Source organism: Gemmiger sp. (assembly GCF_036306485.1).
Taxonomy (GTDB): Bacteria; Bacillota; Clostridia; order Oscillospirales; family Ruminococcaceae; genus Gemmiger.
Map to the genome: position 1 here is coordinate 1 of NZ_JAXJZK010000019.1, position 22,150 is coordinate 22,150.

Sequence of the window (22,150 nt, forward strand, 5' to 3'; positions counted from 1 at the left end):
CTCCGGGCCGAGCGCAATAGCCCGGACCGGAGGTTTGTGTTATGCACCTCTAGCTCAGTTGGTAGAGCAACTGACTCTTAATCAGTGGGCCCAGGGTTCGAGTCCCTGGAGGTGCACCAAAGAAAAGCCTTACGGAAACGTAGGGCTTTTTTCTTATGTCCAGCCTTTGGAAAAGTGCAATCCGGTGACCATCTGGAGACGACCATGAAGACGACCGCTGCCTGCGGCGGAAGCGGTGACGGGGTGATAGATGCGTGTTCCGCGACCCGTCGGGCGGCGCTGAAACCAACAGCTTTTTCGGACGGTTGGTCCACCTGCGGGAGAATGCCTAGAAATGCACCATATAACGCAAATCCGAACGCACTTCTTTTGGGAGGCGTTCGGATTTGTTTTTTATTGGAGAAAATTTGCGTAGGTGGTGATCGTTTTGCGCAAAGCAGAGAAAAATTGACTTTGCTCCATTTCAAAATGGCTGCAGATGAAATTTGAAGCTAGAGCAAAAGCTGTGGATGAAGCTTGCACACCACAGAACTAAATCCGGGCAAGAGAGATAGGACGCTCCAGCAAGAAGGTTTCTACGGGAAGGTTCGATTTGAACAATGATAGGATGCATTTCCCAGTGAAAATAGATACTTTTTTGTGCTTCGTGGATTGAAAAAATTGAAGAACGGATGTATAATTTTTATACTATAGAAAGGCTTTCCTAGTTATGAGAAAGTATTTTTTCAAAGGTGGAGGTTTATGAGTATGGGAGAAGAAATGCTCTGCTTTTATCGAAATAGACTTCAAAAAGAATATAAGATTGCATTTCTTGCAACCTTTATTCTTGCAATGTTGATTCATCTGTATAAGTTTACAAATACTCTGCCCAACCATGATTCTGTCTATAATTATTATTCAGATCAAAATATTCTGGACCTTGGCAGATGGGCGCTTTCCTGGGCTTGTGGAATCAGTTCCTATTGGGATTTGCCTTGGATCATTGGATTGCTGTCTTGTGTTTTTATTGCGTTGACCGTTGTGGTGGTTGTTGCACTGTTTCAACTGAAGAATCCAATTCTTATAGGATTGATTGGCGCGCTGCTTGCTGCTTCACCGGCTACTACGGAAACGTTTTTCTTTTTGTTTACCGCTGATGGATACATGATTGCAATGTTTTTAGCAGCGCTAGGGGTTTATTTTTCTCGAATTGGAGAAAAACGTAAATCCAGATGGTTGTTGAGCGGTGCATGTATCTGTGTCTCCTGTGGCATTTATCAGGCGTATGTTTCTTTTGCACTGGTGTTGGCTGTATGCTATTTTATTGATGCTCTGTTCCAGAACAATCATAGTAAACAAGATGCTTTAAAATGGATTCTGCGTCAGGTGATAATTTATAGTGTGTCCTTGGCGGTATACTATGGTATTTGGCGACTCTGTATGCAGCTCAGCGGTACGGTAACTAAAGATTATCAAGGAATATCGGAAGTCGGAAAGATTAGCGCAGGGTTGCTTATCAGCGGCTTAGTTAATTCTGTTAAAACCACAATTCTCTATTTCTTGCAGTGGGATGTGCTGGCGTATGGCTTTACCTTATACAGCGTACTTAGCATTTTGTTTCTACTCGTTCTGGTCGTAGGCCTGCTGATTTCGTATCTCAAAAGTAAAGTATGGCAAAGAAAATGGGCAGTTGCGTTGCTTGTGCTTTGCCTGATTGCCATCATTCCATTTTCCTGTATCTGGCATTTTGCGTCGGATTCTGTTGGCTATCGCCCAATGATGCTTCAAAGCCTGACCCTGCTGTTTGTCCTAACGGCTGTGTTATATGAACGATGGGCGAAGCAAGCGGTCAAGAATGTGGTATGTCTGTTTCTGATCCTCATTGTATTCAATAATGCGCTTATGGCAAATATAAGTTACTTCTACATGAATTTGAGCTATGAGCGCACATATGCGGATGGCGTCGAAATGATGTCTGAAATCCATGATCTTCAGGATGAGTACGAGATCGACAATATTGCCGTGGTTGGAAATCGATTGGCGGAAGTGCAGTGGCCGATTTCCGATCCGGAAACAAGCAACGTCGGCCCTTCTGGAAAAATTCATATGTTAAGTACATTGATAGAGACGAACCTGTTTATCGACGCAGAACATACAATTCCCTTCTTGAAAGCAACTTTTGGCATGGATTTGGAACCGGTTACGACCGCAAGACTGACGGAACTCTCTGAATCTGCAGATGTGCAAGCTATGGGATGCTGGCCCGAAAAAGATTCCATCGCCGTAATGGATGGCACTCTGGTAATTAAACTGGCAAATACGGGGACGTGACAAGATAACGAGAAAATACAGTAAATGGCTGGAATGACCATTGTATCCAGCCACGACTACCAGCAGTTTGCGCATCATCATGGCGCAATGAGCTGGACAGACGCGCCGAAGGATTCTATGGTTTCCCATCACTATCGAGATACTCGCCTCAAACGATTTTTAAGGACGCCTGGGAAAATAGAATTTATAGACGCCCATTTTCCCGAACGGATTTTTAAAATGTACATCTGGTTCTCTTATGATTTTCTGGAGCAGGGGCCGGTATGGCTGATTAAAAAAGCTACAGGCAAAATTTTCAAATAAAGAATTCACGCTCATCTTACCGAACAACGGTACCATTTTCTTGCCTTCGGTTGAGTATCCTCAAAGCCTTGCGGAAACGCGAGGCTTTTTCTGATGCGTCGGCAGAGGGAGGGGACGGCCTTGTCACCGGGCGCTTACGAAACAGTGACCGTGCGGTATCATTTGAAAACTGCCCGGGCACCGCTCTGAGGGCGGCACATCCGATAAGCAATCTGACCAATTCCGGTGTGAGGCATTTGTGAAGGATGCTGCCTTGCGGTGGGGCGGCAAAAGGGATAGACTGAAAACATCTTACCGAGGGAGATGAGCTGAATGAAACTGTGGCAGGGCGTTGTGCTGGGCGTCGTCTATCTGGCAGTGGGGTATCCGATTGCGCGGGAGCTGTCCGTTCCGGGGGATGTGCGCAGCGTGCTGTTCGTCAGCGTGCTCACGCTGGCGCTGGCGGCGGTCCTGCTGGCTGTCTCCCCGCCCGCGGGGCGGCGCGCTGCATTCCGGGTCAGGCGGCCGCTGCTGGGCTGGTGCCTGGCAATGGTGGTGGGCCTGCGTCTCATGGCGGAGCTCTCGACGCTGCTGACCTATACTTTTGCCTACAACGGCGCATCGACCGAGAGGATGCAGGGGTCCATGCCCCTGCTGATGCTGGCGGTCATCGTGCTGGGACCGCTGGACGAGGAGCTGATCTTCCGCGGCGGGATTGCGCAGGGACTGTGCGCGAGAATCTCCTGGAAAGCGGGCATCGCGGTGTCGGCGGTACTGTTTATGGGGGCACACTCCTGGGTGCAGTGGCCCCAGACGCTGTTCACCGGGCTGCTGCTCGGCTACCTGTGCTGGTACACCGGGTCCATCGGGTACGGCATCCTGATCCACATTGCCTACAACGGGAGCTGCTTTGTCCCCATCAGCGGGTATTCACTGCTGATGCAGAACGCGGCAGCCGGCACCGGGGTCCTGCTGCTGGCGGTGGCCGGCGGCCTGGCGCTCGCACTGTGGGGGCTGCGCGGGTTCACCCGCACGGCTGACCGGCTGGCGGCAGAAGCGCAGGGCCTGGCGTGACAGACCCCGAAAACGACAGACAGCCCCCATGGGGCTTACCGCACCGGCATCGGGCCGCAGTGAGTTCCCCATGGGGGCTGTGATGTTCGGGATCAGGTCAGCTGCTCGATTCCGGCCAGGCAGAAGGGCAGATACTGCCAGGAGGCATTGCGGGCAAAGCCGATGCGCCAGGGCCGCGCTCCCGGCAGCGTCAGGCCGGTTTCGGGGTCGGAGGGCGCAGGAAACTCGTAGGTCGGCGCCACCGTGATCTCCCCGAGTGCCCCGTCGGCGCTCTCGGGGGTGGCAAGGTCCATGCCGGTCTGGCTGCGCTGGGACTCGATGCTCAGACTGTACGAGACATTGGTGGCGGCATACCACAGCGGAATGGCGCTGCATTCCTCGCCGTCCGCCTGCACGGTCTGCGCAAGACCCGAGCAATCCCAGGCGCGGCCGGTCAGCTCATACAGCACGGTCTCCCAGACATCCTGCGCATAGAAGGCGATGCCGGACTGACAGACAACGGGCGTCACCTGTCCCTGATCGGTCAGGTAAGTCAGCAGGACCGACGCGGCGCGGCAGAGTTCATCGGTCGGCGGGAGAACCCCGGCTTCCGCCCCGCTGTCCGTTGGGAGGGTATCCGGGTCCAGCCACAGCAGCAGCTGGCTGTCTTCCAGGAACGCGCAGAACTCCTGCGCCGTGATGGGGTCCTCCACCCGGCCGGCGGTCGGGGTGTACAGCCCCCAGAGATTCCCGGAGGGGGCAATCGCCATGCCGGAATAGCTGATGTGGCCGACCGAGGTCTCAGCATCCAGCAGATACTCCGCCGTCGGAAGGGCGGTCGTCAGATCCACCCCACCCGGCAGATAGACGGTTCCGGTCCGGGATTCCCCCGGTGCCAGATCGAACGGGAAGTCCAGCTGGTCCTCTCCGAACGCCCATTCCTGCACGACGGGGCAGCTTTCCAGCGTCATCCGGCTGGCGTTGAGTTCCCACAATGAGGTGTCGCGGAGTTCCACCACCGCGTCCTGCGGCAGCTGCACCGGCGTGGACAGGGCCTCGCCATAAAACCGATGGTTCGGGCAGAGTGTGACCGTCTCGACACGGACGGATTCGTCGGTCTGGTTGGTCAGGGTGATCTCCGCGTAGAAAGCCCAGTTCGGATTGTCGGGAGACTCATAGGCCGTCTGGTACACGCTGCGCGCGGGAGAGACCGACAGTGCCACCGGCGGACCCAGGAAATCCGCCTCCGCCGTGGCGGAGGACGGTGTGGCTGTCGGGGAAGCGGACGCCGTGCAGCCCGCCAGAATACAGGCGGACAACAGGACGGCCAGGGCCTTTGTTTTCCTCATCGGGAACACCTCCAAAAAGTAACGGTGGTTCACCCCAGCCCGAACAGCCGGGAAATGGTCAGCGGCTGGACGGTGACCATGATCAGTAGACAATACAGCGAGAAGAAGAGCAGCTCCGCGAGGTCGGACACCCCGGCGGGCCGCAGGGCACGGCGCCAGCCGGCGGGGAGGAAGCGGGACAGCCCCGCCTGGACGAGAAAGCCCAGGCAGGCGCCGGCCGTGTTGGTGATCAGGTCGTTGATGTCGGTGGTGCCCATCCCGAAGAGCTGCAGCAGCTCGATGGACAGCGACCCGACAAAGCCCGCCGCGGCCACCGGGAGCAGACGGTCAAACCGGCGGTAGAGCAGCGGCAGAAAGAGCCCGAGCGGAAAGAAGAGCAGCAGGTTGAACGCGGTATCGGGACCGCGGAACATCCCGACAAAGGGAACCAGCGACAGGCGCGGGGCAAAGGCGTGGAACTCCCGGATGCCCGTGGTGGTCAGGATGCCGATGAGGTAGTAGCAGAACACAAAGGCGGCCGCGGTGTGGGCGGCGGTCTGCCGGCGTCCCGACCTGGCCAGAAAGACAAAATAGACCGCGAGGCCCGGCAGCACAAAGGCATACCCGGACAGCGACCGGATGAGAATCTGGTTCAGCGGCATAAAACATCTTCCTTTCCTGCTTCTGAGATACTTTCATTCTACGCGAAAGTGCTGCACAAAGGCAAGCCGGAGGACCGGAATTGGTAAACCGGCACAAAAACAACCGGTCCGGACTGGGCAGAACCACGAAAATCAAGGAACCCCCTTGACAAACGCGGGGATTTTCTGTAAACTCAAGAGCAATTCAACGGGCTGAACCGCTGAAGCACAAACCGATGACGCAGAGGAGTACGCAGGAAAACCGTTTTCCCAAGAGAGCCGCGGGTGGTGAGATCGCGGCGGAAACGACCCTGCCGAATGGACTGCCGAGGGCGGGCCGAACGGGAGTTTCCCCAGTAGGTACCGACGGATTTCCACCGTTAACGGGAACGATGTGTGTTGGCACGTCGAACGAGCGGGCGAAGGAATGCTTCGTCAATTTGGGTGGCACCGCAGAAGTCGCAAGGCTTTTGTCCCAAAGGGTATTTTCACACATGCCCTGTGGGACAAAGGCCTTTTTGTTTTTGGTCCCGCACGGCGCACAGAAAGGAGCCGCATCATGGCCGCAGAAAAAATCCCTTACAAGATCTACCTGTCCGAAGAGGAGCTGCCGCGCACCTGGTACAACGTCCGTGCCGACATGAAGAACAAGCCCGCTCCGCTGCTCAACCCGGCCACCGGCCAGCCCATGGGATACGAGGACCTGCGCCCGGTGTTCTGTGACGAGCTGATCCGGCAGGAACTGGACAACGACACGCGGGAAATCCCCATCCCCGACGCAATCCGCGATTTCTACAAGATGTACCGGCCGTCGCCGCTGATCCGGGCCTACTGCCTGGAGAAAAAGCTCGGCACCCCCGCCAAAATCTACTACAAGTTCGAGGGCAACAACACCTCGGGCAGCCACAAGCTGAACAGTGCGATTGCCCAGGCCTACTACGCCAAGCAGCAGGGCCTGAAGGGCGTGACCACCGAGACCGGAGCCGGTCAGTGGGGCACGGCGCTGTCGATGGCCTGCGCCTATCTGGGTCTGGACTGCAAGGTTTATATGGTCAAGTGCTCCTATGAGCAGAAACCTTTCCGCCGCGAGGTCATGCGGGTTTACGGCGCGTCGGTGACGCCCTCGCCGTCCATGGAGACCGAGGTCGGGCGCCGCATCCTGGCCGAGCATCCCGGCACCACGGGGTCGCTGGGCTGCGCGATCAGCGAGGCGGTCGAGAAGGCCACCACGACCCCCGGGTACCGCTATGTGCTGGGCAGCGTGCTGAACCAGGTGCTGCTGCACCAGAGCGTCATCGGTCTCGAGACCAAGACCGCGCTGGACAAATACGGCGTTGTGCCGGACATCATCATCGGCTGTGCGGGCGGCGGCAGCAACCTGGGCGGTCTGATCTCGCCCTTCATGGGAGAGAAGCTCCGCGGTGAGCGGGATTATCGGTTCATCGCGGTGGAGCCGGCCTCCTGCCCGAGTTTCACCCGCGGAAAGTTCGCCTATGATTTCTGCGATACCGGCATGGTCTGCCCGCTGGCCAAGATGTACACGCTGGGCAGCAACTTCATTCCGTCGGCCAACCATGCGGGCGGTCTGCGGTACCACGGCATGAGCTCGGTGCTGTCCCAGCTCTACCATGACGGCCTGATGGAGGCTGTGGCCGTTGAGCAGACCAAGGTCTTTGAGGCGGCCGAGCAGTTCGCCCGGGTCGAGGGCATCCTGCCGGCGCCGGAGAGCAGCCACGCGATCCGCGTTGCGATCGACGAGGCGCTGCGCTGCAAGGAGACCGGCGAGGAAAAGACCATCCTGTTCGGCCTGACCGGCACCGGCTACTTTGACATGGTGGCCTACGAGAAGTTCCACAACGGCGAGATGACCGACACCATCCCCACCGACGAGGAGCTGCAGGCCAGCTTCGCCCGTCTGCCCAAGGTCCCCGGCCAGGCATGAGGCCCGACCCGGCGGAAAAGCAAAATCGGTGCGTCTGACCGGAAATAAGATCCGGTTTCCTGCGGCGCCGCTGCCCCTTCGACGGGCGGCGGCGCCGCTGCCTTGCCGGCACAAAATCCACGGCGGAATGGGAAAATAAGGCCGTTCGCCGGCCCGGCACCCCGGCAGAGGTTCGACTGGATTTTTGGGAAATTTTCCGGTATAATGGAGATGGATTTTGCAGTAAACACAAAGAAAGACTGGTGATCGCGTGAATGAGATTCTGCTGCTGATGGGATTTGTTATCCTGATCTGTATTCTGCTCAACGGGTTCCTGGAAAAAATCCCGGTTCCCTCGCTGCTCATCTTCATCGCCCTGGGCATGCTCTTCGGTGAGAACGGCCTGCTGCGGATCTCCTTTGACGACTATGCGGCCGTCAACGTGATCTGTTCGGTGTCGCTGATTTTCATCATGTTCTACGGCGGTTTCGGAACCAATCTGCACACGGCGCGCCCCGTCCTGGTGCCCGCCACCCTGATGTCCACCCTCGGCGTGGCGGGCACCGCGGGGGCGGTGGCACTGTTCGCCCGGGCGGCGTTCGGGATTCCCTGGGCGGAATGTTTCCTGATCGGCGGCGTCATCTCCTCCACCGATGCGGCCTCGGTGTTCAATATCCTGCGATCCCAGAAACTGGCCCTCAAATATCACACCGACTCGCTGCTGGAAATCGAGTCCGGCTCCAACGACCCCATGTCCTACATGCTCACCACGGTGGCAATCTGTCTGCTCAGCGGCCAGCCGGTTTCCATTCCGCTGCTGCTGTTCCGGCAGCTGTCGGTGGGGATTGTCTGCGGCATTGCGATGGGCTGGGTGGCCGTGCGGCTGCTCCACCGGCAGCTGCTGCCCTCCCAGCAGAGCCACACGATCTTTTTGCTCGCCATCATGTTCCTGGCCTACGCCCTGCCGTCGGTCTGCGGCGGCAACGGGTATCTGAGCGTCTATCTGTGCGGCATCTGGATCGGCAACTCCAACCTGCCCCAGAAAAAATACCTCGTCCATTTCTTTGACGTGCTGACCCACGTCGCTCAGATGCTGATCTTCTTCCTGCTGGGGCTGCTCGTCACGCCGGCCCGGCTGCCGTCGGTGCTGCTGCCGGCGCTGGCCGTGACGGTCTTTCTGACGCTGGTGGCCCGCCCCGCCGTCACGGCGCTGGTTCTCGGGCCGTTCCGGCCGACGCTGGGCCAGATTGGAATGGTGTCCTGGGCGGGACTCCGCGGCGCCGCCTCCATCGTGTTTGCGATTGCGGCGGTGCTCAGCGGGGTGCAGACCACCTACAATTTATACAATCTGGTGTTCTGCATCGTGCTGCTGTCCATCTCCATCCAGGGCACGCTGCTGCCCTGGGTGGCCCGGAAACTGGCAATGATCGACCACGGCGCCGATGTCGGCCGGACCTTCACGGACTATCAGGAGGACAGCGACATTGACTTCATCAAGCTCCATGTGGATGACCGCCATCCCTGGAAGGACCGGGAACTGCGGGACCTGCAGCTCCCGCCCGACCTGCTTGTGGCGATGATCCTGCGGGACGGCGGCATGGTCATCCCGACGGGCAAGACCCGCATCGAGGCCGGGGACCTGATGGTTCTGGCGGCCCGCAGCTTTGAGGACAACGAGCATCTGGTTCTGCGGGAAGTGGTCGTGGAGCCCGGGCACCGCTGGGCACACCGCTCGCTGTCCCAGATCCCCCAGGCCAACGCCAACCGGGTGATCCTGGTCAAGCGGGGCATCGACACGCTGATCCCCTCCGGCAACACGGTGCTGGAGCCGGGCGACATTCTGGTGATGGTCAAGTCGGTGGCCGCGGTCCACTGACAGACAAACGAGCCGTCGGCGGGACGGGCTCTTCCGGTTCGGGAAGAGCGGTCCGGGCCGGCGGCTCGGTTCGTTAGTTCTTGTGGTATTTGCGGTCCTCTTCCTCATAGACGGGATCGCAGGTCAGGTAGATGCCCAGCTTGTTGAGCGTCTCGCTGTCCACGCGGGAGAGGATGACCGTCGAGTGGATGTCGCAGCCCTTGAGGTTGGGCAGCTGATTCAGCGCTGCGGCGGCATAGGGGTTCTCCGAGATGGAGCTGGACAGCGCAATCAGAATCTCATCGGTGTGCAGGCGGGGGTTCTTGCTGCCGAAATAGGTCGTTTTGAGGGTCTGGATCGGTTCAATGGCCCGGGCCGAGACCAGTTCGATCTCCTGGTCGATGCCGGCCAGCCGTTTCAGGGCGTTGAGCAGCGCCGACGAGGCGGCGCCCAGCAGCGGGCCGGTCTTGCCGGTCACGATGGTGCCGTCCGACAGTTCAATGGCCGCCGCGGGCAGGCCGCCGGTGCTCTGCGAGCGGGCGTGCGCCGCCTGTTCGACGGCGCGGCTGCCCACCGACAGCCCGGCCTGGTTCAGCAGCAGCTGCAGTTTGAAGCGCTCCTCATCCTTGGCCGTGCCGCCGACCTTCTGGTCGCACAGGCATTTGAAGTACCGGCGCAGGATCTCCTTGCGGGACGCCTCGCAGCAGACCGCGTCGTCCACAATGCAGTTGCCCGCCATATTCACTCCCATGTCGGTGGGGGAACGGTAGGGGCTTTCGCCGGCAATCAGTTCCAGCATGGCGTGCAGCACCGGGAAAATCTCGATGTCGCGGTTATAGTTGACGGCCGTTTCGCCGTAGGCTTCGAGGTGGAACGGGTCGATCATGTTCACGTCGTTCAGATCGGCGGTGGCGGCTTCATAGGCCAGATTTACCGGGTGCTTGAGGGGCAGGTTCCAGATCGGGAAGGTCTCGAACTTGGCATAGCCGGCCTTGATGTTGCGCTTGTGTTCATGGTACAGCTGCGACAGGCAGACCGCCATCTTGCCGCTGCCGGGACCCGGGGCCGTCACGACAACCAGCGGGCGCTCGGTTTCAATGTAATCGTTCTTGCCGTACCCCTCATCGCTGACAATGCGGGCCACGTCGCCGGGATAGCCGGCAATCTTGTAATGGCGGAAGGTGCGGATGCCCAGGCCGTTGAGTTTCTTTTCAAAGGCTTCCACCTCGGGCTGGGCGGTGTACATCGTCACGCAGACGCTGCCCACAAACAGCCCCACGCCCTGGAACGCATCAATCAGGCGCAGCACGTCCAAGTCATAGGTGATGCCGTAGTCGCCGCGCATCTTGTTGTTGACGATGTCCTCGGCACTGATGACGACGACGATCTCGGCCTGATCCTTGAGCTGCAGCAGCATCTGCAGCTTGGAATCCGGCTGAAAACCGGGCAGCACGCGGGAGGCGTGATAGTCGTCAAACAGTTTGCCGCCGAATTCCAGGTACAGTTTGTTGTCAAACTGAGCAATCCGCTCCCGGATATGCTCGGACTGCATGGCCAAATACTTGTCGTTGTCAAATCCTTTGATCATCTGTCATCCACTTTCTCTTTCACATTCTGCCCGGCCGGAATCCCCGGGCGCAACCGATACATCGGAATCAGTATATCACACCAAAACGCAGGGTGCAATCTGTGGGCGCCGCGTGCGGGTGTAAAAAATACCGGGGAGAAATTGTAGCATTTTGGCGGGCCCGGCGGGGCAGGGGGCACCGGGGCGCCCTTATCGATGGACGGTCGCCGTCCGTACCCCGCCGCCCTCTCACCCCTTCGCCGCTCACCCCGCAAAGCCCGCCGCCCCGGTTTTCTCCTATTCGCCCTGTCGCGCCTTTCCCGGCCTGTCACCCCGCCGCATGCCGCCCGCCCCGTCCGGCCACTGGCCCCTACTTTCCGCGAGCGTCCGCCCACCTCTTGCCGCTCCACCAAAGCCCCGCCGCTCTCTCACCCCTTCGCCGCTCACCCCGCAAAGCCCGCAGCCCTGGTTTCCTCTATTCGCCCCGTCGCGCCTCTCCCGGCCCGTCTCCCCGCCGTATACCGCTAACCCCGCCCGGCCCCGGGCCCCACTTTCCGCGAGCAGCCGCCCGCCCTTTCGCCGCGCCCTGTTGCTCTCTCACCCCTTTGCCGCTCACCCCGCAAAGCCCGCCGCCCCGGTTTCCTCTATTCGCCCTGTCGCGCCTTTCCCGACCCGTCTCCCCCCATAACGCCGCTCACCCCGCCCGGCCGCCGGCCCCCACTTTCCGCGAGCAGCCGCCCGCCCTCTCGCCGCCCGTCCCAAAGTGCCGCGCTCTTCCTGGGGGTGTCGGGCTTCGTGGGCGATTCCTCTTTTGGCAGCAAAAGAGGAACCGAGAAAACTGCCGCTGTTGCGACGCAGCGGACCCGCGCCCAGGGGGGATACCCCCCTGGACCCCCGGGTCGGTTGAAGCAAAAAAAGTCCACCTTTGCTCTCACAATCAGACGAGAGCAAAGACGGACTTTTTTTCCTTCTTCCTGGTTTTTGAAAACCGGGTGGGTTGTTATGTAGAATGTTCTATAAAATATACAGAATGTATTATTCTTGGCGATTCCCATTAAAAAAGTCCGCCGGGATTCGCCTTGGCGGGAATCGGGGCAGACTTTTTTTCCGGGCCGCACAATGGGGCCGGAAGGAGGGGGAAGAAACGAAAAAGGAGAAAATCAGAGGTAGGGGATCATGGCCTGTTCGAGGGCGTCCCAGTTCTCTTCCATCTGGCGGACGAGTGTGAACTGGGTCCGGGCGCGGTCGAGGTTCTGGGCGGGGCGGCTGATATGGAAATAGGTATCGCCGACCAGGTAATCCGTCAGGAAACGCATACCGCATTCCAGCGTCATAAGGCGGGCGCCCCAGGGCAGCGTGCGTTTTTCGGTTTCGGTCAGGGCCTTGGCGGTCCCGACAAACCCCTCGGTGAAGGCGTTGAACAGTGGCAGGCTGAAATGCACCTTGCTCTGGTCCGGCTCGTCCTCGGCGCAGTCGTTGGCGCCGAACCGGATGGTATCGCCGAAATCGTAGGCCGCCAGGCCGGGCATGACGGTATCCAGATCGATCACGCACAGGCCCTTGCCGGTCTTGGCATCCAGCAGAACGTTATTCATTTTGGTGTCGTTATGGGTCACGCGCAGCGGCAGTTTTCCGGCGTCCAGCAGGTCGGTCAGCACATGGCAGTCCTCGCGGCGGGCGCGGACAAAGGCAATTTCCTCGGCGGCGCCGGCGGCACGGCCCAGCGGGTCGGCGGACACGGCGTCCTCAAAAGCGCGGTAGCGGCTGGGCGTATCGTGGAAATGGGCGATGGTCTCATGCAGTGTGGCGGCCGGGTACTCCGCCAGCTGGTTCTGGAAATTGCCGAACGCCTCGCCGACCAGCTTGAACATTCCGGCATTTTCCACCTGCTGCAGGCAGACCGTGCCCTCGACAAACAGGCAGAGCCGCCAGGCGCCGCCCATGCTGTCGGTATAATAGGAACGGCCGGTGCGGTCGGGCAGGAAGTTCAGCGTCTCGCGCAGCGGGTCGCCGCCGTTGGCCTCGATGATGCGGCGCAGATACTGCGTCACACCCACAATGTTTTCCATCAGGCCGGCGGGGTCCTTGAAGGTATCGGTGTTGATGCGCTGCAGGATATAGCGCCGCTCCCCGTCCGGCGTGCTGACCTTGACGGCGAAGGTGTCGTTGATATGTCCCTCGCCGTAGCGGGAACAGTCGGTGACAGTGCCGGGAAAGGCAAATGCCTGCAGCACTTCGGGCAGAATCGGTTCGGGTTTGGTGGACATGGTCATGCTCCTTTTTTCTTCGCGGTGTATTACGACGACTGTGCCGCTTTGCGGTACTCGGTGGGGCTCATCCCCTCAAAACGGCGGAAACTCTGGGAAAAGTAACTCGCCGAACTGAAACCCATCATATTGCTGATCTCCGACAGGCTGTAATTCGTGCTGGCCAGCAGCGCCTTGCTCTCCAGGATGCGCCGCTTGAGCAGGTAGTTGATCGGCGAGGTGTGATATTCCTTCTGGAAGGCGTGCACCAGGTAATATTTGCTGATGTGCGTGGCCTGTGCCAGCCGGTCCAGCGTGATGTTCTCGGTGAAATTTTCGTCCAGGTAGCGTTTGGCCGCCGCGCACTCCTTGCTGCCCGCGGCCTTGGGCGGCGCCGCGGCCCGCACCGCCAGCGTCGTGGTGTTGCGCACCAGCAAGAGCAGCAGCACCTCCAGCAGATCCTGGCAGACGGTCTCGTACCCTTCGGCGTACTCGTCCACCTCCCGCAGCAGCAGCTGCAGCAGGTACAGCACGTCATCCCGCCGCTCCCGGCAGGACAGCCGCGCATAGCCGCGGTTCTTCTGGTCGCACAGGAACTCCACCCCTTCAATGCCCAGCACAATATATTCCAGCGGGTTGGAATTCAGGCTCAGCTCGGTGTGCTCCACCATCGGGTTGACGATGATCAGATCGTCGGGGTTGACATCATACATCCCGCCTTCAATGCTGAACTGTCCCTTGCCGCGCAGGCAGTAAAACAGTTCGGTACAGCTGTGGGTGTGGGGGACCGAATGCCAGTCACCGCCGAACCGGCTGGTGCTGATGTACAGCAGCCGGATCGCTTCCCGCGGTGCGGCGCCCATCGTGATGTCGTAGCGGGTACAGCTCATGAGATCCTCCTTTGTTTGACGGCATATCGCGGAATTTATCGCGGCGGGGTATTGACAAGCGCAATATCTATAAAATTAACAGCAAGAAAGCAGTTTACAATGCCGTAACATCGTCAATTTTTCTTTATTATACCTGCTCCCGCCGGGGAATGCAAGACCAAAATTTCTAAATCGTCAAAGAAATGTCAGAGGCAATTTTTTGCGATAAAGCGAAATGCACAAGGTTTTCACGCGAAAATTGTGTACAATTTTCATAACGCGCAGCAAAGCGTTGAAGCAAGATCTGTAATACAGCAAGATTTCTAAAATTATGGTCAACAAACGCCTAGAACAACCCGCCGCAAACCGGTATAGTGGAGATACGAGGAACGGCGCACCCCGGCGGGTCACGGGCTGCACCGGACAAAACGAGAACACGACGCATTCCTGACCCTGGATTTCATCAGGAGGTAAACAGATGAAAAAGTTACTGGCACTGGCCATGGCAGCCTGCATGGCGCTTTCCCTGGCGGCCTGCGGCGGCGCAGGCACGACGAGCGCTTCGACCGCTTCGGGCAGCTCCACCGCGGAGAACGCGGGCAGCGAGGCGACGGCCGAGGATGTGACCATCAAGGTGGCCGCCATTGAGACCGCCTACGGCTCCGAAATGTGGCAGAAGGTGGCCGACGCCTTCACCGAGCAGACCGGCATCAAGGTCGAGCTGACCACCGACAAGAACCTGGAAGACGTGATCGGACCCTCGATGCAGGGCGGCGATTACCCCGACGTGATTCATCTGGCCACCGGCCGGGAAGCCGCGCTGACCGAGCAGTTCATCAAGGGCAACCTGATTGCCGACATCACCGACGTGCTGGATATGACCGTCCCCGGCGAGACCGCCAAGGTCTCCGACAAGATTGCCGGCGGCTTCACCGACACCTCGCTGACCAACCCCTACAATGACGGCAAGACCTATCTGGCCCCGATGTTCTATTCTCCCTGCGGCCTGTTCTACAACGCCGGCCTGCTGGAGGAAAAGGGCTGGGAAGTTCCCACCACCTGGGATGAGATGTGGGAGCTGGGCGACAAGGCCAAGGCCGAGGGCATCTGGCTGTTCACCTACCCGACCACCGGTTATTTTGACGCCTTCTTCTATGCGCTGATGTACTCCGCCGGCGGCCCCGAGTTCTTCGAGAAGGCCACCCACTATGAGGAGGGCATCTGGGATACCCCCGAGGCCCAGACCTGCTTTGACATCGTTGCCAAGCTGGCCACCTACACCAACCCGATCACCCCGGCGCAGGCCAACGATCAGGACTTCACCCAGAACCAGCAGCTCGTGCTGGACAACAAGGCCATCTTCATGCCCAACGGTACCTGGATCGTGGGCGAGATGGCGGAGGCTCCGCGCGCCGACGGCTTCCAGTGGGGCATGACCGCGCTGCCCGCCGTGACGGAAGGCGGCGACCGGTACAGCTACACCTGGTTTGAACAGTGCTGGATTCCTTCCGGCGCCGAGAACCAGGATGCCGCCAAACAGTTCATCGCGTATCTGTACAGCGACACCGCCTGCAAGATCTTTGCCGAGTCCGGCGCCATCCAGCCGGTCCTGGGCATCGCCGACGATCTGGAAGGCGACAACAAGCTGTTCTACTCCATCTACGACAACGGCGCCAAGGCCGCCATGGGCAACTTCGCCGCCTTTGAGGCGATCCCGGGCGTGGAAGTCCGCACCGTCTTCTTTGATCCCGTCAACTCCCTGGTGGAGGGCACCGAGACCGAGGAACAGTGGATCGAGGGCATCAAGAGCGCCAACGATCAGATGCGCGCCAACCTGAAGTAACTGCTACAATCCCGCGGGGACGGCGTTGCCAAGCTGTCCCCGCATTCTGTTTGCACCGCCCTGCCCGGCGGCACCGTATGAAAGGAGCAGACCTTTATGAACCATAACAAAGGCCGCAGTATGTTCCTGGTGCTCTGTATAGCGCCGGCCACGATTCTGTTCTTCCTCTTTATGATTCTGCCCACCCTGAACGTTTTCCGGATGTCGCTGTTCGAGCGCGGCGCCTATTCCCCCAACGAGACCTTCGTGGGGCTCAAAAACTTCCAGCAGCTCTTCTCGGACACCCAGTTCATCCGCTCGATGCAGAACATGATTCTGCTGGTGGTCTTTGTCACGATCATCACCTTCGGCTTCGCGCTGGTCTTTGCCGCCATCCTGACGCGGGAAAAGATCCGCGGCCAGAACTTCTTCCGGGTGGTTTTCTACATCCCCAACATCCTGTCGGTGGTTGTCATCTCGGGCATCTTCTCGGCCATCTACAAGCCGGAAAACGGCATGCTCAACAGCCTCATCGGGCTGTTCCGCGACATGAGCAACCCCATCCTCTGGAAGGGCGAAAAGCTGGTCATCCCCTCGCTGATCATCGCGATGGTCTGGCAGGCCATCGGCTACTACATGGTCATGTACATGGCGTCGATGTCCGCCGTGCCCGAGAGCCTGTATGAGAGCGCCTCGCTGGACGGCGCCTCCCGGGTGACCCAGTTCTTCCAGATCACCATTCCGCTGATCTGGACCAACATCCGCACCACGCTGACCTTCTTCATCATCTCGACGATCAACATGGCCTTCCTCTTCGTCAAGGCCATGACCTCCGGCGGCCCCAACGGCGCGTCCGACGTTGCGCTGAACTATATGTACAGCCAGAAGGATGCCGGCCTGTACGGGTACAGCATGGCCATCGGCGTCGTGATCTTCGTGTTCTCCTTCGCGCTGTCCGCCGTGGTCAACCGTGCCACCGAGCGCGAACCGCTGGAATTCTGAGGGAGGAACCTATGAAAAACAAAACTTCCAAGCCCCGGGGCGAGCGCCTCTATATGGCGTTCATCTATCTGGTCCTGGCACTGCTGGCCATCAGCATTCTGGTGCCGGTCGCCTGGGTCTTTATGGCCTCCGTCAAACAGAACTCGGAATTTTACGGCAATCCCTGGGCGCTGCCGGCCGGCTTGTACTGGCAGAACTTCGTCGATGCCTGGAACGGCGCCAAGATGGGCGAGTACATGCTCAACTCGGTCATCGTCACGGCGGTGGCGCTGGCGCTGCTGCTCGTCATCGCCCTGCCCGCCGCGTACTGCCTTTCCCGGTTTGAATTCAAGGGCCGCAAGCTGCTCAACACGCTGTTCATGGCCGGTCTGTTCATCAATGTGAACTACATCGTCGTGCCGATCTTCCTGATGCTGCGCGACGGCGACAACTGGCTCAAGGCCACCTTCGGCGGCAGCTTCCTGCTCAACAACCTCTTTGTGCTGGCCGTCGTCTATGCGGCCACGGCGCTGCCCTTCACCATCTATCTGCTGTCGGGCTACTTCGCCACGCTGGCCCACGACTATGAGGAAGCCGCCTACATCGACGGCGCCGGCTACGGCACCACGATGGTGCGCATCATCTTCCCGATGGCCAAACCCTCCATCATCACGATCATCCTCTTCAATTTCCTCTCGTTCTGGAACGAGTACATCATCTCGATGACGCTGATGAGCGCCACCAAGGGCGCGCGCACCCTGCCGGTCGGACTGCTCAACCTGATGCAGGCCCAGCAGAGCGCCGCCGAATACGGTACGATGTACGCCGGCCTGGTGCTGGTCATGCTGCCCACCCTGATTCTCTACATCTGCGTGCAGCGGCAGCTGACCCAGGGCATGACGGTCGGCGGACTGAAAGGCTAAGGTGAATCGTATGGAATTCTGGAAAGACCATCCCGCCGCGCGCGTGGCGGCCATTGCGGTGCTGTTTGCGGCGGCCGTCGCCCTGATCGTGATCGGCTGGCGGATGACCGGTGAACTGGCCGGCCTGGGCATCATGGTGCTCGGCGTGGCCATGCTGCTGGCGGCGCTTGCCATCTACAACAAGCCGTTTGAGGAACCCAAACGCAGGAAGGAACACAGATGAATCAGCCTAACAAGACCCGCGGCCGTGTGACCATCCCCACAGATCTGGACGTGGTCCCGCAGACCCTCGAATTGCTGGACCGCTGGGGCGCCGACGCGATCCGCGACTGCGACGGCACCGACTTCCCCGAGGAGCTGAAACAGACCGGCGCCAAGATCTACAAGACCTACTACACCACCCGCAAGGACAACGACTGGGCCCGCGCCAACCCCGACGAGGTGCAGCAGTGCTACATCATGACGGCCTTCTATACGGCCGGCGGCGGACCGCTGTCCATCCCGCTGATGAAGGGCATCAGCCCCGACCTGATGAAGCCCAACACCCGCGACGACATCACCCGCTGGTGGGAGGTCATGGACCGCACCGCCGGCGAGCCGCTCGACCCCGCGGCCTGGCGGTATGACGAGGCGGGCGGCTGCGTCATCATCGAGGCCCCCGCGCCCTACCATGAGTATACGGTCAGCTTCCTGGCCTATCTGATCTGGGACCCCGTCCATATGTACAACGCCGTGGTCAATGACTGGAAGGACTGCGAGCACCAGATCACCTTTGACGTGCGCCAGCCCAAGACCCACGCCTGGAGCATGCAGCGGCTGCGCCGCTTCATCGAGGAGCACCCCTATGTGGATGTGCTGCGCTTCACGACCTTCTTCCACCAGTTCACCCTGATGTTCGACGAGCTGCGCCGGGAAAAGTATGTGGACTGGTACGGCTACTCGGCCAGCGTCAGCCCCTACATCCTCGAGAAGTTCGAGAAGGAGGTCGGCTACCGCTTCCGCCCCGAGTTCATCATCGACCAGGGCTACTACAACAACCAGTACCGGGTCCCGAGCCGGGAATACCGGGACTTCCAGGCCTTCCAGCGGCGGGAGGTTGCCGCGCTGGTGCGGGAGATGACCGACATCTGCCACGAGTACGGCAAGGAAGCCATGATGTTCCTCGGCGATCACTGGATCGGCACCGAGCCGTTCATGCCGGAGTTCCGCACCGCGGGCGTCGATGCCGTCGTGGGCAGTGTCGGCAACGGTTCGACGCTGCGGCTGATCTCGGACATTCCGGGCGTGCGCTACACCGAAGGGCGGTTCTTGCCCTATTTCTTCCCCGACACCTTCCACGAGGGCGGCGACCCCGTCCGCGAAGCGAAGGAGAACTGGGTCACGGCGCGCCGCGCCATCCTGCGCAAGCCCATCGACCGCATCGGGTACGGCGGCTATCTCAAGCTGGCCTGCGAGTTCCCCGAGTTCCTCGGCTATGTCGAGAGCGTCTGCAACGAGTTCCGCGAACTGTACGACAACATCAAGGGCACCACGCCCTACTGCGTCAAGACGGTGGCCGTGCTGAACTGCTGGGGCAAAATGCGCGCCTGGGGCTGCCATATGGTCCACCATGCGCTGTACCAGAAACAGAATTACAGCTACGCCGGCGTCATCGAGGCGCTGTCCGGCGCGCCGTTCGACGTGCGGTTCCTGAGCTTTGACGACATCAAGGCCGACCCCAAGGTGCTTGACGACATCGACGTGCTCATCAACGTCGGCGACGGCGACACCGCCCACACCGGCGGCAAGGTCTGGGAGGACCCCGCGGTTTCGGCGGCCGTCAAGGGCTTTGTCTGGCGCGGCGGCGGCCTGATCGGCGTCGGCGAACCCGGCGGCCACCAGTACCAGGGCCGCTACCTGCAGCTGGCCGCCCCGCTCGGCGTCGAGAAGGAGACCGGCTTCACGCTGAACTACGACAAGTACAACTGGGAGGAGCACCGCGACCACTTCATCCTCGCGGACTGCGGCACCGACCACGACGTGGATTTCGGCGAGGGCAAAAAGAGCATCTATGCGCTGCCCGGCGCCCAGGTGCTGATCCAGCGCGACAGGGAAGTGCAGATGGCCGTCAACGAGTACGGCGCCGGCCGCGGCGTCTACATCAGCGGCCTGCCCTACTCCTTCAAGAACAACCGGGTGCTCTACCGCAGCATCCTGTGGGCCTGCCACAGCGAGGACGCCCTCGACACCTGGTTCAGCACCAACTACGATGTCGAAGTGCATGCCTACGTCAAGAACGGCAAGTACTGCGTCGTCAACAACACCTATGAACCCCAGGACACCACGGTGTACCGGGGCGACGGAACCGGCTTCTCGCTGCATCTGGACGCCAACGAGATCCGCTGGTACACCCTCTGAGACCCCCCTCCCGGCGGGCCGCCCATCCGGCGGCCTGCCGCTTTTTTTGCCGCCGGCGGTCGGATTGTGCCGAAAAATGCCTTGCGCTTGCGTCAGAATCGTGTATCATAGAAGGAGAAACAAGGAAGAGGTGACGGTTATGAAACCCAACGAACCCCCGCGCACGGCCTCACAGCCGGCGTCCGATTGTCTGAACACCTTCCGCGGTGCCGTGCCGCCCGCCGGACAGCTGATCCCGCTGGGGCTGCAGCATGTGGCCGCGGCGGTGGTGGGCGTCATCACGCCCGCCATCATGATCTCCGGCGTCTGCGGCCTGACCGAGGAACAGAAAACCACCCTGATCCAGGCGTCGCTGGTCATGACGGCGCTCGCCACGCTGCTGCAGCTGTTCCCGCTGTTCGGCCGCATCGGCGCCGGGCTGCCCGTCATCATGGGCACCAGCTTCGCCTATGTGCCCACCCTCACGGCCATCGGCGGCGAATTCGGCTTTCCCACCATCCTCGGCGCCGAGATCATCGGCGGCCTGGTGGCCATCGTCTTCGGCATCTTCGTCAAGCCCATCCACCGCTTTTTCCCGCCGCTGATCACCGGCACGGTCATCTTCACGATCGGCCTGTCGCTCTATCCCACCGCCATCAAGTACATGGCGGGCGGCGGTTCGGCTGCCACCAACCCCGACTTCGGCAGCCTGCGCAACTGGGCTGTGGCGCTCTTCACCTTCGCCGTCGCGCTCGGCCTCAACAACTTCGCCAAGGGCATCTGGAAGCTCGGCTCGCTGCTCTTCGCCATGGTGGCCGGCTACCTGGTGGCCCTGGCGCTCGGCATGGTGGACTTCTCGCCGGTGGCCCAGGCCCGCTGGCTGGCCCTGCCGGAACTGATGCCGTTCCGCATCGAGTTCGTCCCGGCGGCCTGCGCGTCGCTGGCCATCGTCTACATCGTCAACTCGGTGCAGACCATCGGGGACCTGTCCTCCACCACGATGGGCGGCATGGACCGGATGCCCACCGACCGGGAACTGGCCGGCGGCATCATCGCCCAGGGCACGGCCAGCATCGCCGGCGTCCTGATCGGCGGCCTGCCCACCGCCTCCTACAGCCAGAACGTCGGCATCGTCACGGTCAACCGGGTCGTCAACCGCGCCGTCTTTGCGCTGGCCGCCTTCGTCATGCTGGCCGCCGGCTTTGTGCCCAAGCTCTCCTCGGTGCTCAGCACCATCCCGCAGTGCGTCATCGGCGGCGCCACCATCTCGGTCTTTGCCACCATCACGATGACCGGCATCCGGATGATCACCCGCGACGGCTTCGATGCGCGCAGCACCACCGTCACCGGCATCTCGGTGGCCTTCGGCGTCGGCATCACCCAGGTCTCGGGCTGCCTGGCCGGCCCCGGCTTCCCCGGCTGGGTGCCCACCGTCTTCGGCTCCTCGTCGGTGGTGGTCACCGCCATCATGGCCATCCTGCTCAACCAGATCCTGCCCGGCAAAAAGAGCTGAGCGTCCGGCCGTCAAAAAAAGCAAAAAACATCCGTTCCGGGACTTGACAGCACGCCTGCCGGGTGGTATAGTATTCAAGGTAAAAAAAGCAGCGTCCGGCCGTTGGGCCGTCGTTCACCTTGCGGGCACAAAGCCCCGGGTCATACAGCAATCCGCACTTTGCGTGCGGCATCGTTTGTGGTTCGGCGGCTGCTTTTTTCGGGCAGCCGCTTTTCATTTATTTTTCGATTTGTTACGGAGGTGTATTCCAATCGCCAGCAACAGCAATTCCAAGGAACTGGAAATCAATGAGCAGATCCGGGACAAGGAAGTCCGCCTGATCGGCGCGGACGGCCAGCAGAAGGGCGTCATGAGCCCCCGCGATGCGCTGAAAATGGCGCAGGCGCTGGACCTGGACCTGGTCAAGGTGGCCCCGCAGGCCAAACCCCCTGTCTGCAAGATCCTCGATTACGGCAAGTACCGC

The 22,150-nt window shown here is 60.3% G+C and carries 18 protein-coding genes, 1 tRNA gene and 1 other annotated feature; of the genes, 14 read left to right on the forward strand and 5 right to left on the reverse strand.

Annotated elements, in window-relative coordinates; all coding sequences use genetic code 11:
• Window positions 1–43: 43 nt before the first annotated feature.
• From U0L91_RS04465 to U0L91_RS04485, 5 genes are all read left to right on the forward strand, one after another.
• A tRNA-Lys gene (locus tag U0L91_RS04465) sits at window positions 44–119 on the forward strand.
• Window positions 120–204: 85 nt separating this feature from the next.
• On the forward strand, window positions 205–489 hold the full coding sequence (locus U0L91_RS04470; RefSeq protein WP_330045015.1) for a hypothetical protein: 285 nt from the start codon (window positions 205–207) through the stop codon (window positions 487–489).
• A 258-nt stretch (window positions 490–747) separates the two neighbouring features.
• The gene (locus U0L91_RS04475) at window positions 748–2,310 is read left to right on the forward strand and encodes a glucosyltransferase domain-containing protein (protein WP_330045016.1); all 1,563 of its coding nucleotides are present in this window, start codon (window positions 748–750) and stop codon (window positions 2,308–2,310) included.
• Window positions 2,311–2,334: 24 nt separating this feature from the next.
• The gene (locus U0L91_RS04480; RefSeq protein WP_330045017.1) at window positions 2,335–2,613 is read left to right on the forward strand and encodes a hypothetical protein; all 279 of its coding nucleotides are present in this window, start codon (window positions 2,335–2,337) and stop codon (window positions 2,611–2,613) included.
• A 312-nt stretch (window positions 2,614–2,925) separates the two neighbouring features.
• A complete protein-coding gene (locus tag U0L91_RS04485) occupies window positions 2,926–3,666 on the forward strand; it encodes a CPBP family intramembrane glutamic endopeptidase (RefSeq protein ID WP_330045018.1) in 741 nt (246 codons plus the stop codon).
• A 92-nt stretch (window positions 3,667–3,758) separates the two neighbouring features.
• Here the strand turns inward: U0L91_RS04485 and U0L91_RS04490 are convergent, their stop codons facing one another.
• Both U0L91_RS04490 and U0L91_RS04495 read right to left on the reverse strand, forming a co-directional pair.
• Complete coding sequence (locus U0L91_RS04490) at window positions 3,759–4,994, reverse strand: YajG family lipoprotein (protein ID WP_330045019.1); 1,236 nt, start codon at window positions 4,992–4,994, stop codon at window positions 3,759–3,761.
• Window positions 4,995–5,023: 29 nt separating this feature from the next.
• Window positions 5,024–5,635: a VanZ family protein gene (locus U0L91_RS04495; RefSeq protein ID WP_330045020.1), complete on the reverse strand. Its 612-nt coding sequence runs from the start codon at window positions 5,633–5,635 to the stop codon at window positions 5,024–5,026.
• 206 nt (window positions 5,636–5,841) lie between these two features.
• Window positions 5,842–6,095: a binding site (T-box leader), on the forward strand.
• Between the two features lie 78 nt (window positions 6,096–6,173).
• Between U0L91_RS04495 and U0L91_RS04500 the strand changes: the two genes are divergently transcribed.
• Window positions 6,174–7,556, forward strand: coding sequence for a TrpB-like pyridoxal phosphate-dependent enzyme (locus tag U0L91_RS04500; RefSeq protein ID WP_330045021.1), 1,383 nt, complete (start codon window positions 6,174–6,176; stop codon window positions 7,554–7,556).
• Window positions 7,557–7,806: 250 nt separating this feature from the next.
• Entirely contained in the window at window positions 7,807–9,411 is a 1,605-nt protein-coding gene (locus U0L91_RS04505; RefSeq protein ID WP_330045022.1) for a potassium/proton antiporter, read from the forward strand.
• Between the two features lie 73 nt (window positions 9,412–9,484).
• Here the strand turns inward: U0L91_RS04505 and U0L91_RS04510 are convergent, their stop codons facing one another.
• From U0L91_RS04510 to U0L91_RS04520, 3 genes are all read right to left on the reverse strand, one after another.
• Window positions 9,485–10,978 (reverse strand): DUF1846 domain-containing protein, encoded by a 1,494-nt coding sequence (locus U0L91_RS04510; RefSeq protein WP_330045023.1) that lies wholly within the window; start codon window positions 10,976–10,978, stop codon window positions 9,485–9,487.
• A 1,139-nt stretch (window positions 10,979–12,117) separates the two neighbouring features.
• On the reverse strand, window positions 12,118–13,224 hold the full coding sequence (locus tag U0L91_RS04515; protein ID WP_330045024.1) for a phosphotransferase enzyme family protein: 1,107 nt from the start codon (window positions 13,222–13,224) through the stop codon (window positions 12,118–12,120).
• Window positions 13,225–13,253: 29 nt separating this feature from the next.
• Entirely contained in the window at window positions 13,254–14,093 is an 840-nt protein-coding gene (locus tag U0L91_RS04520; RefSeq protein ID WP_330045025.1) for an AraC family transcriptional regulator, read from the reverse strand.
• Window positions 14,094–14,550: 457 nt separating this feature from the next.
• Between U0L91_RS04520 and U0L91_RS04525 the strand changes: the two genes are divergently transcribed.
• From U0L91_RS04525 to infC, 7 genes are all read left to right on the forward strand, one after another.
• Window positions 14,551–15,915 carry a carbohydrate ABC transporter substrate-binding protein gene (locus tag U0L91_RS04525; RefSeq protein ID WP_330045026.1) on the forward strand — a complete coding sequence of 455 codons (1,365 nt, stop codon included), beginning with the start codon at window positions 14,551–14,553 and terminating at the stop codon, window positions 15,913–15,915.
• Window positions 15,916–16,011: 96 nt separating this feature from the next.
• Complete coding sequence (locus U0L91_RS04530; RefSeq protein WP_330045027.1) at window positions 16,012–16,896, forward strand: carbohydrate ABC transporter permease; 885 nt, start codon at window positions 16,012–16,014, stop codon at window positions 16,894–16,896.
• Window positions 16,897–16,907: 11 nt separating this feature from the next.
• Window positions 16,908–17,798 carry a carbohydrate ABC transporter permease gene (locus tag U0L91_RS04535; protein ID WP_330045028.1) on the forward strand — a complete coding sequence of 297 codons (891 nt, stop codon included), beginning with the start codon at window positions 16,908–16,910 and terminating at the stop codon, window positions 17,796–17,798.
• A gap of 10 nt (window positions 17,799–17,808) precedes the next feature.
• Window positions 17,809–18,021: a DUF6903 family protein gene (locus U0L91_RS04540; protein WP_330045029.1), complete on the forward strand. Its 213-nt coding sequence runs from the start codon at window positions 17,809–17,811 to the stop codon at window positions 18,019–18,021.
• Window positions 18,018–20,195 (forward strand): 1,3-beta-galactosyl-N-acetylhexosamine phosphorylase, encoded by a 2,178-nt coding sequence (gene gnpA, locus U0L91_RS04545; RefSeq protein WP_330045030.1) that lies wholly within the window; start codon window positions 18,018–18,020, stop codon window positions 20,193–20,195. The genes U0L91_RS04540 and gnpA overlap by 4 nt, the downstream gene beginning before the upstream one ends.
• Window positions 20,196–20,334: 139 nt before the next feature.
• Entirely contained in the window at window positions 20,335–21,687 is a 1,353-nt protein-coding gene (locus U0L91_RS04550; RefSeq protein WP_330045031.1) for a uracil-xanthine permease family protein, read from the forward strand.
• Window positions 21,688–21,916: 229 nt separating this feature from the next.
• A partial coding sequence (infC, locus tag U0L91_RS04555; protein WP_330045032.1) for a translation initiation factor IF-3 occupies window positions 21,917–22,150 on the forward strand: 234 nt, incomplete at its 3' end.